Source organism: Asticcacaulis sp. P2_B1, assembly GCF_056404915.1.
In genome coordinates this window covers 268,383-283,743 of the sequence record NZ_JBFUDD010000005.1, presented here as the reverse complement: position 1 = coordinate 283,743, position 15,361 = coordinate 268,383, and the positions used below count along the sequence as shown (strand labels likewise).

The window sequence follows — 15,361 nt, the reverse complement described above, 5'->3', positions numbered from 1 at the left end:
GCGTCTACCTGTCGCCCTGGGACCGCAACAATCCCGACTACGGCCATCCGGCCTATGTCACCACCTACCACAACCAATTGCGCGAATTGCTGAGCAATTACGGCCCCATTCACGAGGTCTGGTTCGACGGCGCCAATGGCGGCGACGGCTATTACGGCGGCGCGCGCGAGGTCCGCAGGATCGACGCAGCGACCTACTACCAATGGGACAAGATCCGCGCCATCGTGCGCGAGCTTCAGCCCCAGGCCGTCATCTTCGCCGACGAACATATGGATGTGCGCTGGGTCGGCAATGAAGACGGCGTCGCCGGCGACCCGTGCTGGCCGACCATGGACTATGCGCCCTTCACCATGCCACGCGGCAATGCCGGCGTGCGCGGCGGACCGATCTGGAACCCGGCCGAGGTCGACGTCTCCATCCGTCCCGGCTGGTTCTGGCATCCGGACGAGGACGACAAGGTCCGCTCGCCGGCCAATCTCCTGCGCCTCTATTTCGAGTCGACCGGACGCGGCGCCAACCTATTGCTCAACCTGCCACCCGACCGGCGCGGTCGCATCCACGAAAACGACGCGAAATCCCTGGCCGGCTTCAAGGCGGTCCTCGACAAGGCCCACGCCGTAAACCTCAATGCCGGTGCTCAGGTGACCGCCAGCAGCACCTTCGGCAGGGGCTGCGCACCGGTCAATGTGTTGAGTAACAAGGCCGATTTTTGGGCGGCGCGCGAAAGCGATGCGACCGGCGCCTGGCTGCAGCTCGACCTGCCACAGGCCAGGACCTTCGACATGGTCCGCCTGGCCGAAGCCACCGATTACGGCGTCCGCGTCGACGACTATGCCATCGACATCTGGCAGGACCGCGCCTGGAAGACGATTGCCGAACATACCTGCATCTCCTCCCAGCGGCTGATCCGCCTGGACACGCCCGTGACGACGCAAAAGGTCCGCCTGCGCATCACCAAAGCAGCCGCCTCTCCCGTCCTGACCGAGTTCAGCCTCTATCGCCTCCCTGATGTCGTCGAAGAACCGGCGATTACCCGCGACGGCAGCGGGACGGTGACCTTGCGGCCGCCGGTTCAAGGACTCGACATCTACTATACGACCGATGGCAGTCAGCCGTCGGTGGCCTCGACGCCCTATACCGCGCCCTTCCCCCTGGCGGAAGGCGGCACGGTCCGCGCCATCGCGAAAAGCCGGGCAAGTGGCGGCGTCAGCGATGTGAGCAGCCGCGATTTCGACGTCGCGCCGGCGCGCTGGAAGGCCGTCTCGAATGGCGCCGCGGCCGACGGCTTGCTCACCGGCGAAGGCTTCCAGGGTGCTGAAGGCCAGCCGGTCGAGCTCGTGATCGACCTGGCCCAGCCCTATGCCCTCAAGGGCTTTACACTGACGCCCTATGCCAGCCGCACCCTGGCGATCACCGCTGCCGACAGACTGGGCGCGCCGGCGGGCTTTACCGCCTGGGTCAGCGCCGACGGCCAGGCCTGGGGCGATCCCGTGGCCACGGGCGAATTCTCCAATATCGCCGCCAACCGGTCCGAGCAGAAGGTGCGTTTCGAAGCACCGCACACCGGCCGTTTCCTGCGGCTTCAGCTGCCGCGCGCCGTGCAGGACAAACCCGTCATTGCCGTCGGCGGCGTAGGGATCATAACTAGGTAATTCCGGACTTGTTAGTAAGGCATTATAATACCTCTTGCGGCTGACATCAATCCCATTCGGAGTGCCGGTTTTCTTTGAATAACGCCACAGCTACTCCGAATCGTAGCGCGCCACATGAGCTTAGGCGAAAACGCTTTTGCACGGGACGACGAGATCGGTCTTGCTGGCGTCGCAACGCGAATAGACGAACCCCTTCTGGATGGCGAAGGCCCCGACCTCGCCGCGCCGGCTGAGCGCCAGGAAACCGACCTGCAAGGTCTTGGCGGCTTCGGGGCGGCGCTTGACGATGCGCATCACCGCCTCCTCGCAGGCCTTTTGCGGGCTGCGCCCCTGACGCATCAGCTCGACGACGAGAAAACTGCCAGCATTGCGGATGACCTCTTCGCCGACGCCGGTCGAGGTCGCCCCGCCGATCTCGCCGTCGACATAAAGCCCGGCGCCGATAATGGGGCTGTCCCCTACCCGGCCACGCAGTTTCCACGCCATGCCGCTGGTCGTGCAGGCGCCCGATAGCCGCCCCTGATCGTCAAGCGCCAATATGCCCAGCGTATCGTGATTATGGACGTCGCCGGGTATCAGGCTGTTGGGCGCGCCGCCGCCATAGGTCGACATTTCGCTGTTGGCGACGGGTGCGTATTTGGCGGTCTTCAGCCAATCCTGCCACGCCTGGGCCGATTCCGCCGTCAGCAACTCCTCCTTCGGAAAGCCCTGCTCAAGGGCGAATTGCAGGGCGCCGTCGCCGGCCAACAGGACGTGCGGCGTCTTTTCCATGACTAGGCGCGCGACCGAAATGGGATGGGCGATGTGTTCCAGCGCTGCTACGGCGCCGCACCGCCACTGTTCGTCCATGATGCTGGCATCGAGCGAGACATGGCCGTCGCGGTCGGGGTAACCGGCGCGGCCGACGCTGTGATTGCGCAGGTCGGCTTCGGGTATCCGCGCCCCGGCCTCGACCGCATCGAGCGCGTGGCCGCCGGTCCGCAGCACCTCCCAGGCCGCCTGATTGGCGGCGACGCCGAAATCCCAGGTCGACACCACGATCGGCTTGGCCGGCCCCGACGCCGCCTTGGCCATGCCAGAGCCTAAGCCGGCGGTCATGACACCGGCCAGCGACGACGCCGCCAGGGAGGTTTTGAAAAAGGCGCGGCGATGGGTCATAGGGGCCTCACGATATCACGGGATGACTGGGCAGGCGTCGGTCACGGCGGTGACGGTATTGTTGCGGCTGGTGATCGTACGGTCATAGCATGTGCCGTCGCTACCTACGATCTTGACGTGGTGGACAGACGTACTGGTCGAGGTCTTCGTCCGGTGCGTCTTGGGGTCGGTCAGGGCATGCAGGCGCGGGCTTTGGCTCAGCTCGGTCGTACGGGTCAGCGTGCGGCCGTCGGGCCCGGTGTCGCGCACCGTCCGCTGCAAACCCTGATAGAGGTCGATATCCTCAAGCCCATAGTCGGTGCCGAGCTTGTCGTGTTGATGGACCGTCAGCGGGAAGCTTTCATCGATGACCTTGCGGTGAACGCCGCCGGCATCGGTCGTCGTCACAACCGTCTTGAGCGTCGTGGCCTGTTGCAGCCGCCAGACATTGTCGGTGCTCGACATGGTAAAGGTTTGGCGATTGGCGAAGGCCGATGTCTGCTGCAGGCGTGTCGTCACCCGGCCATGCGAGGTATCGACATAGCCAGCAATCTCGTAGTCCCGGTCCGCCGTCGTGGTCATCTTGCCATTGAGGTCGCCGCCCTTGGCGGTCAACCCCGCATCATCGACCTTGACCGGCGGCTGCCCTAAGGTGTTACGCGTCAACGCCCCGGTGACGAAGTCCCGGCCTTCATCCAGCCACGCCATCAGTGTGCCCATGGCGAAGACGTAACGGCGCACGCCATAGACCTGAAGCGAGACGGTATGCGGCTTGCCGTCATTGAGGGTGGCGGCGAAAGGCGTCAGATCGACGCGGTAGGGCTCGAAATTGAGCGTCTGCACGCCGGGCGACGGGAACCACAGATAGGGATTGATGCCGCCGGTATAGATCCACGGATAGACCGGCGCCACGCCGGCCGGAACGCCGTCGATCGACACCTCGGTTTCACGCAGACTGCCGCCGCCGCACAGGTTGGAACCGTCGGTAACGAAGCGGTCGGAAACACAGCCATACCAGAATTCGTCGTCGCCCTGCGGCTCGGCCATGACGTCGAGATAGAGGCGTTCGATATTGCGCGGCAAGGTCAGGGTCTTGCTCAGGCTGGGTGTCGCCTTGTCGAGCGAGGTCAGGTGGTCGGTCAGGGGCAGGACAAGTTGCGCCGTGGCGGGTGGCGTCTGGTCGGCTTCGACGGGATAGAAGACAAGCCGCGCCTGGCCGTACAGATGGCCGGTATAGGTGTCGTCGAGATAGTTGGCGAGCAGGAATTCGCCGTCCTGGGCGGTCGTCAGCAAGGCGGCATAGTCGGTGATGTCGCGCTCGGCGTGCCAGGCCGGCGCGATATCGCGGCGCGGCTCCATGGTGGTGCCGAGATAGAGATTGACGCCGCCGAGATTGATAATCGCCGTCCGGTCGAACTGGCGCCCCTTGGTGACGTGGAAATCGGCTTCGATCACCACCTTGGCCCACGGCCCGTGACAGGCCGCCGGCGGCGCATAGGCCATGGCCACCGGCTTGTCGCCGACGAATTCATGCTCGCCCAGCAGCTCGACGACGCACGGCTGGGTGTGCGGCCGTGTCACCAGCGGATCGGCCACCGCCACGGTATTGGTCCCGATCGCCGGCTTGGGCGGAGCTGTGACGGTTTCGGCGCGCGCCAGGGTGGACGCGGCTATGACGCACAGGGCAAGGGCAAACGAACGATACGATGTCAGGCGCACGGGGAACTCTTTCATACAAACGATGGCGGGCGGTCCGCCGGCTTGGCGCCGAAGGCCGGATTGGGTTGCGGCCCCATGGCAAAGGTCAGGCGCCCGCCCTGCACTAGCTCGGCATGGCGAATATAGCTCTTGCCGTGCGGCTTGCCGTTCCAGCGCACGCCCTGGACATAGATATTGTCGGCGCTGTTGTCGGGCGCCTCGATGATCAGCCGCCGCCCCTCACCCACGGCGATCTCGGCGCGTTTAACCAGCGGCGAGCCGAAGACATAGGTGGCGCTGACCGGATCGACGGCATAGAGGCCGAGCGCGCTCATGACATACCAGGCACTCATCTGCCCGCAGTCCTCATTGCCTTCCAGCCCGTCCGGCGCGGCGCGGTACATGGCCTGCATCAACATGCGCACCCGGCTCTGCGTCTTGTAGTGCGCGCCGGTATAGGCATAGAGGTAGGCGACATGGTGGCTGGGCTCGTTGCCGTGGGCATATTGCCCGACCAGGCCGCTGATGTCCGACAAGGTCGCCTCATTGGCGTCGGCCGGCGTGGTGAACAGGGCGTCGAGCCTGGCCTCGAACGCCTTCTCGCCGCCGAACAGCCCGGCATAGCCATAGATGTCGTGCTGATTGAGGAAGGTCGCCTGCCAGCCATTGGTTTCGGTATAGTCGCGCCACTTCACCTGGTCGTGGCCGAGCGAACGCGGATTGTATGGGGTCACCCATTCGCCGTCGCTCTGCTTGCCGCGCACAAAGCCGATATAGGTGTCGAAGACATTGCGATAGTTCTGCGCCCGCGCCCTCAGGCTTGCCGCGACCGCATCCTCGCCGATCGCCGCGGCCAGTTTGGAGGTGCACCAGTCGCTATAGGCGAATTCCAGGGTCCGCGACACGGATTCATCGACCGTATCGGCGGGGATATAACCCATTTGGCGGTAGAGCCCGAGGCCATGGACGTCATCAACGAAGGCCCGTTTGCGCAGGACTTCGAAACCGGCCCGGTAATCGACGCCCTTGACGCCCTTGACCCCGGCCTCAGCGATGACGGCCGCGCTGTGATAGCCGATCATGGTGTCGGTTTCGCAGCCCTGCAACGGCCATATCGGCGCGCCGGCCGGGCTCTGCTGGCCCATGCGCACCAGACCGCCGATCATGCCCGGCAGACGCGCGCCCTGGGTCAGGGTGAAGAACGGATGGACGGCGCGATAGGTATCCCACAGGCTGTAGGTCGAGTAGTTTTCCTCGCCCGGCAGGAGGCTGTGCACCGCATTGTCCATGCCGCGATACCGCCGGTCGACATCGGAGAAAATCGTCGGCGCCAAGAGCGTATGATAATGCGCCGTATAGAAGACGCGCTTGTCCGTCTCGCTGGCCATGTCGACGCGCACCTTTGCCAGCTCCGTTTCCCAGGCCGTGCGAGCCGCCTGACGGACCCGTTCGAAATCGAAATCGGGCAGTTCGCTGTCGAGATTATTAAGGGCGCCGGCGATATCGACCGAGGAAATGCCGACCTTGACCAGAAGAGGCCCGGCGCCGGCATCGGGGAAATGCAGCGCGGCTTTCAGGTTCTTGCCGGCGATGTCCGTCCCGTCCGCCGGCTGGTCGTCGTTATAGAGATCGGCATGGGCAAAGGGTCGCGACAGTTTCAGGGCGAAGAAGATCCAGCGCCCCTTGGCCCACATGAAGACCTGGCGGCCGCCGACGATCGTGTCATTGCCGACGACCGTGAGCGAGACATTGTCCAGCATGGTTTCATGATTGTCGCCCCACCAATTCCTCTGGCCGTGCGCCAGATCGACCAGGATGTGGCCGGGTTCGCCCTGCGGAAACGTATAACGATGCAGACCGGCGCGCGTCGTCGCCGTCAGTTCGGCGCGCACACGGCTGTCGGTCAGGGTGACGGCGTAATAGCCGGGCGTCGCCGTCTCCTCGGCATAGCGCGACCGGTAACCCAGGTCGGGATTGTCGAGCGGACCGGGCGTCAGCTGGACCGCGCCGGTCGCCGGCACCAGCAGTACGTCAAGCATGTCCGGACAGCCCGTGCCGCTCAGATGGGTATGCGAAAATCCCATGATCGAGCCGTCGCCCTGATGGTAGCCCGAACATGAGTCCCAGCCTTCATTGCTGGTGTCGGGCGACAATTGCACCATGCCGAACGGCAGGGTAGCGCCGGGATAGAGATGGCCGTGGCCGCCCGTGCCGATGAACGGGTCGACATAGTCGCAAAGCGCGGTTTCAGCGGCGAAACCGAGTTTCGGCAGGGCGCCCAGGGCTACGGTTGCGGCCAGAACCTGACGACGAGATAACATAAGCAATCCTTTATTCAGCCGAGTAGCACCGGCTTTTGTGCCGCGATGGTCAAGATCAACTCGCCGAACAGGCTGTTAGCCCACGCGAACCACGAACGGGTGTAGATGGCGGGATCGTCCTTGCCGACCGACTCGTTCATGAAGCCACGCGAAGCCGACGCCGCTTTCAAACCGTTCAGACAGGCCTTGATTTCGCTGTCGTCCGTACTGGTCAGGGCCTGCATCATCAGCGAAATCGGCCACACCGTATCGAGGCCCGAATGCGGACTGCCGACACCCTTGAGCACCCGCCCTTCGTAATAGTAAGGGTTGCGCGCGCTCAAAACTGTGGCCCGGGTGCGCAGATAGAGCGGATCGTCCTTGGCGCAGTAGCCAAGATAGGGCAGGCTCAACAGGCTCGGCACATTGGCGTCGTCCATGAACAAGGCGTTGCCGAAGCCGTCGACCTCATAGGCCCAGATGGCCTGGCCGGCCGGATCCGTCATGCGCGCGTGCGCCGCCAGGGCGGTGTCGATCTCTCCGGCCAGGGCCAGGCAGGTGTCGGCGAACGCCGCGCCAAGCCCCGTCGCGCCGGACATCTGCGCCAGCTGTCGCAGGCTGACCACGGCAAACGCGTTGCCCGGCACGAAATACGGATAGGTGCAGGCATCGTCCGACGGCCGGAATCCCGAATGGATCAGGCCGTTGATCACGGTCGGCCAGCCCAGGCCGCGCGCCAGGGTTTCGGTCGGCTCGGTGGCGTTACGATTGAACTTATAGGGGCCGTCGCCCGCCTTGCGCTGCTGGTCCTGGAACGTCTTGACGACGGTCTGCATGGCGGCGCGCCAGGTATCGTCGAACGGCGTCAGGTCCCCGGTCGCCGTCAGATAGCGATGCGACAAACGGACGGGATAGCACAGGGAGTCGATCTCCCACTTGCGCTCGGCGACACCCGGCTTCATCTCCGTCTCGTCGGTCTGCGACCAGGACAGGCTGGTCATCGCCTTGGGATCGTGCATATAGGCGTTGGCATAGGGGTCGATCAGGATACAGCGCGCCTGACGCTGGATCAGCCCCTGGAACAGGGTCTTCAGCGCCTTGTCCTGGGCCGCCAGGGGGACATAGGGCGAAACCTGGGCGCTGGAATCACGCAGCCACATGGCTTCGATATCGCCGGTAATGACGAAGGTGTCGGGCTTGCCGTCGACCTCGCCGATCTCGATCGTCGTATCCAGCGTATTGGGGTAACAATTCTCGAACAGCCGCGCCAGGACAGGATCCTTGAGCGATTTCACCGTCTTTTTGATGACCGCCTCGACCGCCGGGCTTTTGAACCGGCGCGCTTCCACCGGCAGGCGCAGGCCGCTCGCCACGACCGGCGACATGGGGGGAATTACGGGCGGCGGATTATCCGCCAGCGCGCGCGACGCCATCAACGCGCCTGCCGCCGTCGCGCCTAAAATCAGTTCTCTGCGATGCATGCCGCGCTCCTTAAACCGTGACCAGGCCGGGACGATCCCAGATCTGGTTGCCGCTCCCCGCCAAAGACCGTTCGCCGCCCTCATGCAGGTCGAGCACGATCACCTCGTTCGTCCCGACCTTCAGCCACGGCGTCGGCACGAAGACCGCGCGCTGCGGCCCGACCGACCAGTAGCGGCCGAGATTGCGGCCATTGACCCAGACATAGCCCTTGCCCCAGCCGCGCAGGTCGAGGAAGGTATAACCGGCCTCAGCCACATAGAAGGTGCCGCGATAAAAGGCCGGCCCGGCAGGGCGGGACGCGCCGAACCTCAGTCCGCTGAGATCATCGAGCGGCAGGCCGTAATGATCCCATCCGGTAAGGACCTTGTCGCCCAATGTCACCGGCCCGATCAGGCCTTTCTGGTCCTTGCCGATCTGCTGTCCATAATTGATATGGCCCATGGTATCGACCAGGATTTCGACGATATCTCCCCGCTTGGCGGCGATATCGAGGCCGGTCTCATGATAGCGCCGATCCAGCGTACCGACAGGTTGGTCCGCGACCGAAACCAGAGCAAAATCACGCACTTCGCCGCAATTCAGGTGTCCCTTGAGCGCGGATCCGGCCTTGTGGCGATAGACCATGATACCGTGGCCCTGGTCCATCTGCTCCAGGGTCTGCGGCTCGCCTCGAGTCTGCGGCTTGCCCATCAGCTGACTCAAGGGCGCCGTCTCCGTCAGACGGAACCGCTTGATCTCCAGGGCCTTCTCCGGTTCCGGCAGGGGCGTGAAACGCTCGGGCGGCAGATAGGTCTGGAACAAGGCCTTGGCGGCGTCGAATTTCGGCGTCGGCCGCCCCGCCTCGTCGAGCATGGCGTCATAGTCGTAGCTGGATATATCCGGCTGATAGGTACCCGTGCCCTTGTCGAAATTGGCGCCGGCGTTGAAACCGAACGAGGTGCCGCCGTGCACCATGTAGAAACTGATCGATATCCGGTTCTCAAGCATCCAGGTCAGGCTGTCGATCAGGGGCGGAATCGGCATGGAGGCGTGCAATTCGCCGAAATGATCGAACCAGCCGCCCCACAGCTCGGTGCACATGCGCGGCCCGCCGCTCTTGAACTTGGCGAAACGTTCGAACTCGTTCTTCGCCTTGTCATAGGTGCCGAAATTGATGCCGTTGAACAGTTCCGGCAAGGCGCCGTTCTCGATCACGGCGGCGCCGTCGACCGTATAGAGCGTGCCGTCGAAGCCGGCGGCGCGCACCTGATCGCGGACGGCGCGCATATAGCTCAGGTCGTTGCCATAGGAGCCATACTCGTTCTCGACCTGGGTCATCAGGATCGGCCCGCCCTTGTCGATCTCGAGATGCGCCACCTCCTGGCCGACCCGCTTCAGCCAGGCGCCCGACGGCGCCATATAGCGCGGGTCCAGCGACCGCGGGCTGATGGCCGGATCGTTGAGGAACCAGGCCGGATAACCGCCGCCGTCCCACTCGCCGCAGATATAGGGCCCCGGCCGCAACATCACCCACAGCCCCTCCTCTTGGGCGGTCTTGATCCACGCCGCCAGGTCGAGATTACCGGAAAAATCGTATGCACCCGGACGCGGTTCATGGGCGTTCCAGAAGATATAGGTGCACAGCGTATTGAGACCCAGCGCCTTCAGCTTGCGCAGCCGGTCGCGCCACAGCTCGCGCGGAATGCGCGGATAGTGCATCTCGCCGGCCATGATGTGCAACGGCGCGCCATCCAGCGTGAACTGGTCGCCCTTGATGGTGAACCGCGCGTCAGCCGCCAGCGCCGCGCCGGCCGGGACCAGGCCGCTCAAGCCAAGGCCAGCGGCAGCCGCCAGGAAATCTCTGCGTGTCGTCATGGTACTCATCTCTATTTCGCCAGCTTGGCCTGGCCCGTCACGGTGAAGCCCTGACTGACCCCGGCACCCTCGGCAGGCTGGCCGCCACCGACGAACAGCTTGTAATCGCCGGCGGTGTCTGACCGGTCGCCGCGGGAATCGACGACACTGAGATCGCGCGGTGTCAGATCGAAGGTGACCGCGGCACTATCACCGGGTTTCAGGTGGACGCGCTGGAAACCGACCAGACTGTATCTCAGGCCCTGGGCATTGGCGGGCGGCGTAAGGTAGGCCTGGGCCACCTCGTCGCCTTCGACCGCGCCGGCATTGGTGACGGTCGCGGTCACGCGCATCCCCTGCCCCGCCGCGACCGACGCGCTGGACAGATGGATATTGCTATAGGCGAACCGGCTGTAGGACAGGCCGTAGCCGAAACCGTACAGGGCCTCACCGTCGAAATAGCGATAGGTCCGTCCCGTCATGCGATAATCGACAAAGGGCGGCAGGTCCTGCACCGACTTGTAGACGGTCACCGGCAAACGGCCCGACGGATTGTTTTGCCCCAGCAGGGTTTCCGCAATGGCGGTGCCGCCGGATTCACCGGGATACCAGCCTTGCAGGACGGCGTCGGCATTGGCGGCCGCCCAGTTGAGCGCCACGGCGCCGCCGGAGAGATTGACGACGATCAACGGTTTACCCGTGGCCTTCAACGCCTTGAGCAGGGCGTCCTGACGGGCCGGCAGGGCCAGATCCGTACGATCGCCATGGTCGAAGCCAGGCACCAGGATCGACAGCTCCTCGCCCTCGATATCCGGCGACAGGCCGACGACGGCCACGATCGCATCGGCGTCTTGCGTCGCCTTGACGGCCTCAGCGATCTGGGCTTCCGGCGGCGCCTGCCATTGCAGACGCACGCCCCAGTCCTGGCCGCTATGCTTGAACTCCAAACGTATCCGATGCGCCTGAACGTCGTCGAAATGGACGTCGGCGCTCAGGCGCTTGCCGTCGCCACTGTCGCTGATGACCGGCTTGTCGTCGATATAGAGGACGATGCCGTCATGTTCATTATTACATTCCCAGCAGCGCTCGGTATAGATTTTAAGCTGGTAATCGCCGGCGGCCGGCGGCGTGATAAAGCCGGTCCAACGGACGCTGTAAGGCCCCTTTTCGAAACCCTTGACCGGCACCGCATTATATAAATCAAGATTGATTGTCGTGTCGGTCCGCGTTACTGCCGGCGTGCCGGCGAAATCCGCATTGGCGAAATATTCGCCCTTGAGCCCAGCTTCCGAACCGGTGCTCAAGGCCGTTTCCGGAACCGGAACAGCCACGCCTTCGGCGATGTTCGCGCCCTGGGCATAGGTCACATGGTCGGCGCCCAGGGCCTGCCGCAGGCCTTGCAACGGCGTCACCGGGGTGATGGCGGCACCATGATAATTGCCTTGCAAGACTTCCAGCGTATCGGCGTTCGGGCCGATCACCGCGATCCGGGCCGTCGCCTTCAGCGGTAGGACGCCGTCATTCTTGAGCAGGACGATGGATTCGCGCGCAGCCTTCAGCGCCAGGGCGGCGGCGGCCGGCGCATGAATGTCATCAGGAGCGATCGTGCTCCATGGACTGGCCTCGCCATCGATCCCCAGCCGGGTGCGCACCGACCACAGGCGCGTCAGGGCGGTATCGATCTGCCCTTCCGTCACCAGCTTCTCCGCCACCGCTTCTTTCAGATGGCTGTAATAACGGCCGCAGTTAAGGTCGGTACCGGCCTTCAGCGCCTCGGCGGCGTTTTCCGCCGGCGTCGGACGATAGAAATGGAAGGCGTACATGTCTTCGACCGAGTCGCAATCGGTGACGACATAGCCCTGAAACCCCCAATCGTGGCGCAGGCGCAGGTCCAGCAGGTCGGACGAAGCACAGGCCGGAACGCCGTGCAGGGCATTATAGGCGCACATGATCGAGCCGGGTCTGGCCTCTGTCACGACCTGACGGAAAGCCGGCAGATAGGTCGTCTCGCGGTCATAGGGCGAAACATCGACATCGAAACCGTGGCGGCCGGCTTCGGGGCCGGAATGGACGGCGAAATGCTTGACCGACGCTATGGTCTTCGGGTGCAACGAATCCGGCCCCTGCAGCCCTTCGACAAAGGCCGTGGCCAGGGTCCCGGTCAGGTGCGGATCCTCGCCATAGGTCTCCTGCCCCCGGCCCCAGCGCGGATCGCGGAAGATGTTGATATTGGGCGACCAGATGGTCAGGCCCTGATAGCGGCCATGGTCTTGACCGATACCGACGCCGTTGAACTTGGCGCGCGCCTCGGTCGCCACGACATCGCCGACATCGTGCAGCAGCCCGCTGTCCCAGGTCGCCGCCAAACCGATCGCCTGCGGAAACACCGTGGCCTCGCCGTTGCGGGCGATACCGTGCAAGCCTTCGTTCCACCAGTTATAGCCGGTGACCTTGAGGCGCGGAATGGCCGGCGCGGCCGCCTGAAGCTGGGCGATCTTTTCGTCCAGCGTCATGGCGCGGACAACGGCCGGCACGGGGCTCCTGGCCGCGGGTTTGGCGCCGGCCACGCACGGGACCAGGGCGGCCAGAACCATCAGAGAAGAAATGAGCCTGCGCATCATTGAAACGCCGTTGCCGAGCCGTAATAGGACCGCACCTTCAGGGCTTTTTTGAGTTTGCCCAAGGCGACATCCGTCGTGACGTGGACGGTGACGCTCTCGCCGCCGGTCATGTCGAAACTGTTGTCCGACAGGTCGGCCTTGAGATCGCCGACATCGATCCACACCCCGCGCGCCGCCGCGGCCGCCGTCACCGTGACGTCATAGCTGCCGCTCGCCGGCACAACGCTCAGCTTGAGCTTCGGATCGGTCCACGCCACGGCCTTGGTGGCGCCGGCATAGCCGAAGACCTTCGCGACGACTTGCCCGCCGTCCATGATCTCGAAGACGGCCTGGCTGGTCTTGGCATCGGCCCCGCCCAGCAGGTCGGCGTCGCTCAGACTGGCGACCAGCGGGCTGGTCAGAGGCGCCACGGTCACCGCGCCCGACTTTTCGCTCAACACCTTGCCCGACAGATCGAGCACCCGCAACCGCCAGGTCAGTGCCTTCGCCGTCGTCAGATCGGACAGGATATGGGCCTCGGTGACGCCGTTATTGCGCAGAAGGCTGACGCTCAAGGGCGCATAGAAGCGCTTGGCATGGAATTGCAGCGCCTTCCAGCGGCCGTAATAGTCGACACTGGCCCACGACGCCCCCGGCCAGACATCGTTCAATTGCCAGTACATCGAACCCATGCTCTGCGGCCGCGCCGCGCGCAGGTGCGACGCCGCCAGCTCGATGCCGTCGGCCTGCATCAATTGGCTGAGATAGACGAAATCCTCGAAGGTTTTCGGCTCGCCGTAATTGTTGTGGATGTAGAGCAGCAGGCGCTTATTGCCATTGCCCTTGTCGTACTTCTGATGGGCGCGCATGACCGGCGTTTCCGGTTGCATGTCGCCGGGCCCAGCAAAGGCCTTGATCGTCGCCATCACCGGGAAGGACTGCAGGCCGTATTCACTCATGAACCGCGGCGTGACATTGAGATATTCCTCGACCGGCTTGCCGCCCCAGACGCTCCAGTAGTGGCGGTCGCCGTCGTCGTTCTGATCGGCCGGCCCGTCATAGTCGGTGGACGGCGAACCGGCCCAATAGGGCGTCCCCGGCGAATTTTGATCGACGGCGCCGCGCAGGACCTGGTCGAACATGCGCACCATGCCGATGACGATGCGGTCGCGCTCCGCCGGGCTGACCGATGTTTTGAGCGCCTCGGTGCTGCCGCCCCAGTTTTCCCAGTCGGTCTGGACTTCGTTATTGCCAGCCCACAGCACGATCGACGGGTGGTCGCGCAGCCGTTTGACCTGCTCGACGGCCTCGATGCGCGTGTTTTCGCGGAAATCGCGGTCGTAAGGGATGATGGCGCCGCCGAACATGAAGTCCTGCCAGATCATCAGACCCAGCTCGTCGGCCTTGTCATAGACGTGGTCGTCCTGATAGGTGCCGCCGCCCCAGATGCGCAGGATGTTCATATTGGCGTCGACCGCCGATTGCAGCATGCGGTCCTGCTGGGCCGCCGTCACCCGCGTCGGGAAGATGTCGAACGGGATCATGTTGGCGCCCTTGGCGAAGATTGGGACACCATTGACGACGATCTCGAAGCTCTTGCCCCACTGGTCTTTTTCGCGGCGGATTTCCGTCGTGCGCAGGCCGATCCTGTGGCTCGCCTCGCCGACGGTCTCGCCGTTCAGGCTGATCGTCGCGGTGACGGTATAGAGGTTGGGCTTGCCGTAACCGGCCGGCCACCAGCGCTGCGGGTCCTTGACCTGCACCGGCACACTGACCGGATTGACGCCGGCAAACAGCGCCACGTCCTGGCTGACCGTCTGGACCGTGCCGTCCGGCGCGGCGATATCGATCTTGACCGTGACGGTCTGCGCCTTGTCCGAAGGGATATCGAGGTCGGCCTTGAGCACCGCCACCGTGTCGTCGAGGTGCACCTGTTCGACATGCAGGCCGTCCAGGCGAAGGCTGTCCCAGGCTTCCAGCTTGACCGGCTTCCAGATGCCGAGCGCCACGACACGCGGGCCCCAGTCCCAGCCGTACTGGTAACCGGCCTTGCGGACATAGGTCGAGGAATTGCGCCCCAGCGGTTCGTCGCCGAAGGCGGAATCATAGGCGCCCGGCATGACATAGGGCATGGCCGCGACCAGGGGTTTCATCTTTTTCAACGGCGAAGCGAGACCGACCTCGATGCTATTGACCCCCGGATGCAGCAGGGCCTTGACGTCGGCGCGCCAGGTGCGGAACATGTTGTCGGTCGCCAGGATCTGCGTGCCGTTGACGCGCACGACGGCGAAGGTATCGAGCCCTTCGAAGACAAGATCGACATGGTCGCGAGCCAGAGTCGCGGCCGATACCGTAAGGTCGGTCTTGTACTGCCAGTCGGACAGCCCGACCCACTGCACCTTCGCTTCATTGTCCGCCATATAGGGGTCGGGTAATTTACCCGCCGCCAGAAGATCGGTCTGGGCCGTGCCGGGCACCGTCGCCTTCAGCCACCCGGCCACCTCGGGATGCACCGCCACATTGGCGTCGTCCGGCGCCAGGCGGAAGCTCCAGTTGTGCTCCAGCACCTGAACCTCCGGCGCGGCAGCAAATGCAGATCCTGCGATCAGGGCTGACAGGGCAATGGCTCCCATAAAAACCGATTTCAGCATGATGTATC

The 15,361-nt window shown here is 64.2% G+C and carries 8 protein-coding genes; 1 reads left to right on the top strand and 7 read right to left on the bottom strand.

All coding sequences use genetic code 11. From position 1 onward, the window contains the following. A partial coding sequence (locus AC1DX3_RS14470; RefSeq protein WP_476990019.1) for a discoidin domain-containing protein occupies window positions 1–1,652 on the top strand: 1,652 nt, incomplete at its 5' end. A 120-nt stretch (window positions 1,653–1,772) separates the two neighbouring features. Here AC1DX3_RS14470 and AC1DX3_RS14465 read toward each other — a convergent pair. Genes AC1DX3_RS14465 through AC1DX3_RS14435 form a run of 7 tightly spaced genes read right to left on the bottom strand, consistent with a single transcriptional unit; the run spans window position 1,773 to window position 15,353 of the window. Further along, window positions 1,773–2,810 carry a glycosylasparaginase gene (locus AC1DX3_RS14465; protein ID WP_476990018.1) on the bottom strand — a complete coding sequence of 346 codons (1,038 nt, stop codon included), beginning with the start codon at window positions 2,808–2,810 and terminating at the stop codon, window positions 1,773–1,775. Between the two features lie 15 nt (window positions 2,811–2,825). Next, window positions 2,826–4,508, bottom strand: a complete 1,683-nt coding sequence (locus AC1DX3_RS14460) for a peptide-N4-asparagine amidase (protein WP_476990017.1) — start codon at window positions 4,506–4,508, stop codon at window positions 2,826–2,828. Window positions 4,509–4,519: 11 nt separating this feature from the next. After that, window positions 4,520–6,808 carry a GH92 family glycosyl hydrolase gene (locus AC1DX3_RS14455; RefSeq protein WP_476990016.1) on the bottom strand — a complete coding sequence of 763 codons (2,289 nt, stop codon included), beginning with the start codon at window positions 6,806–6,808 and terminating at the stop codon, window positions 4,520–4,522. Between the two features lie 14 nt (window positions 6,809–6,822). Further along, entirely contained in the window at window positions 6,823–8,268 is a 1,446-nt protein-coding gene (locus tag AC1DX3_RS14450; RefSeq protein ID WP_476990015.1) for a glycoside hydrolase family 125 protein, read from the bottom strand. A gap of 10 nt (window positions 8,269–8,278) precedes the next feature. Next, a complete protein-coding gene (locus AC1DX3_RS14445) occupies window positions 8,279–10,123 on the bottom strand; it encodes a glycoside hydrolase family 35 protein (RefSeq protein WP_476990014.1) in 1,845 nt (614 codons plus the stop codon). An 11-nt stretch (window positions 10,124–10,134) separates the two neighbouring features. Continuing rightward, window positions 10,135–12,723 carry a glycoside hydrolase family 3 C-terminal domain-containing protein gene (locus AC1DX3_RS14440; RefSeq protein ID WP_476990013.1) on the bottom strand — a complete coding sequence of 863 codons (2,589 nt, stop codon included), beginning with the start codon at window positions 12,721–12,723 and terminating at the stop codon, window positions 10,135–10,137. Then, on the bottom strand, window positions 12,720–15,353 hold the full coding sequence (locus tag AC1DX3_RS14435; RefSeq protein WP_476990012.1) for a beta-mannosidase: 2,634 nt from the start codon (window positions 15,351–15,353) through the stop codon (window positions 12,720–12,722). The genes AC1DX3_RS14440 and AC1DX3_RS14435 overlap by 4 nt, the downstream gene beginning before the upstream one ends. Window positions 15,354–15,361 lie beyond the last annotated feature (8 nt).

What these genes read in the sequence shown, in the direction of transcription:
- AC1DX3_RS14465 (WP_476990018.1), bottom strand. Translation starts at nt 2,810, where the DNA reads ATGACCCATCGCCGCGCCTTTTTCAAAACCTCCCTGGCGGCGTCGTCG.
- AC1DX3_RS14455 (WP_476990016.1), bottom strand. Translation starts at nt 6,808, where the DNA reads ATGTTATCTCGTCGTCAGGTTCTGGCCGCAACCGTAGCCCTGGGCGCC.
- AC1DX3_RS14450 (WP_476990015.1), bottom strand. Translation starts at nt 8,268, where the DNA reads ATGCATCGCAGAGAACTGATTTTAGGCGCGACGGCGGCAGGCGCGTTG.
- AC1DX3_RS14445 (WP_476990014.1), bottom strand. Translation starts at nt 10,123, where the DNA reads ATGACGACACGCAGAGATTTCCTGGCGGCTGCCGCTGGCCTTGGCTTG.
- AC1DX3_RS14440 (WP_476990013.1), bottom strand. Translation starts at nt 12,723, where the DNA reads ATGATGCGCAGGCTCATTTCTTCTCTGATGGTTCTGGCCGCCCTGGTC.
- AC1DX3_RS14435 (WP_476990012.1), bottom strand. Translation starts at nt 15,353, where the DNA reads ATGCTGAAATCGGTTTTTATGGGAGCCATTGCCCTGTCAGCCCTGATC.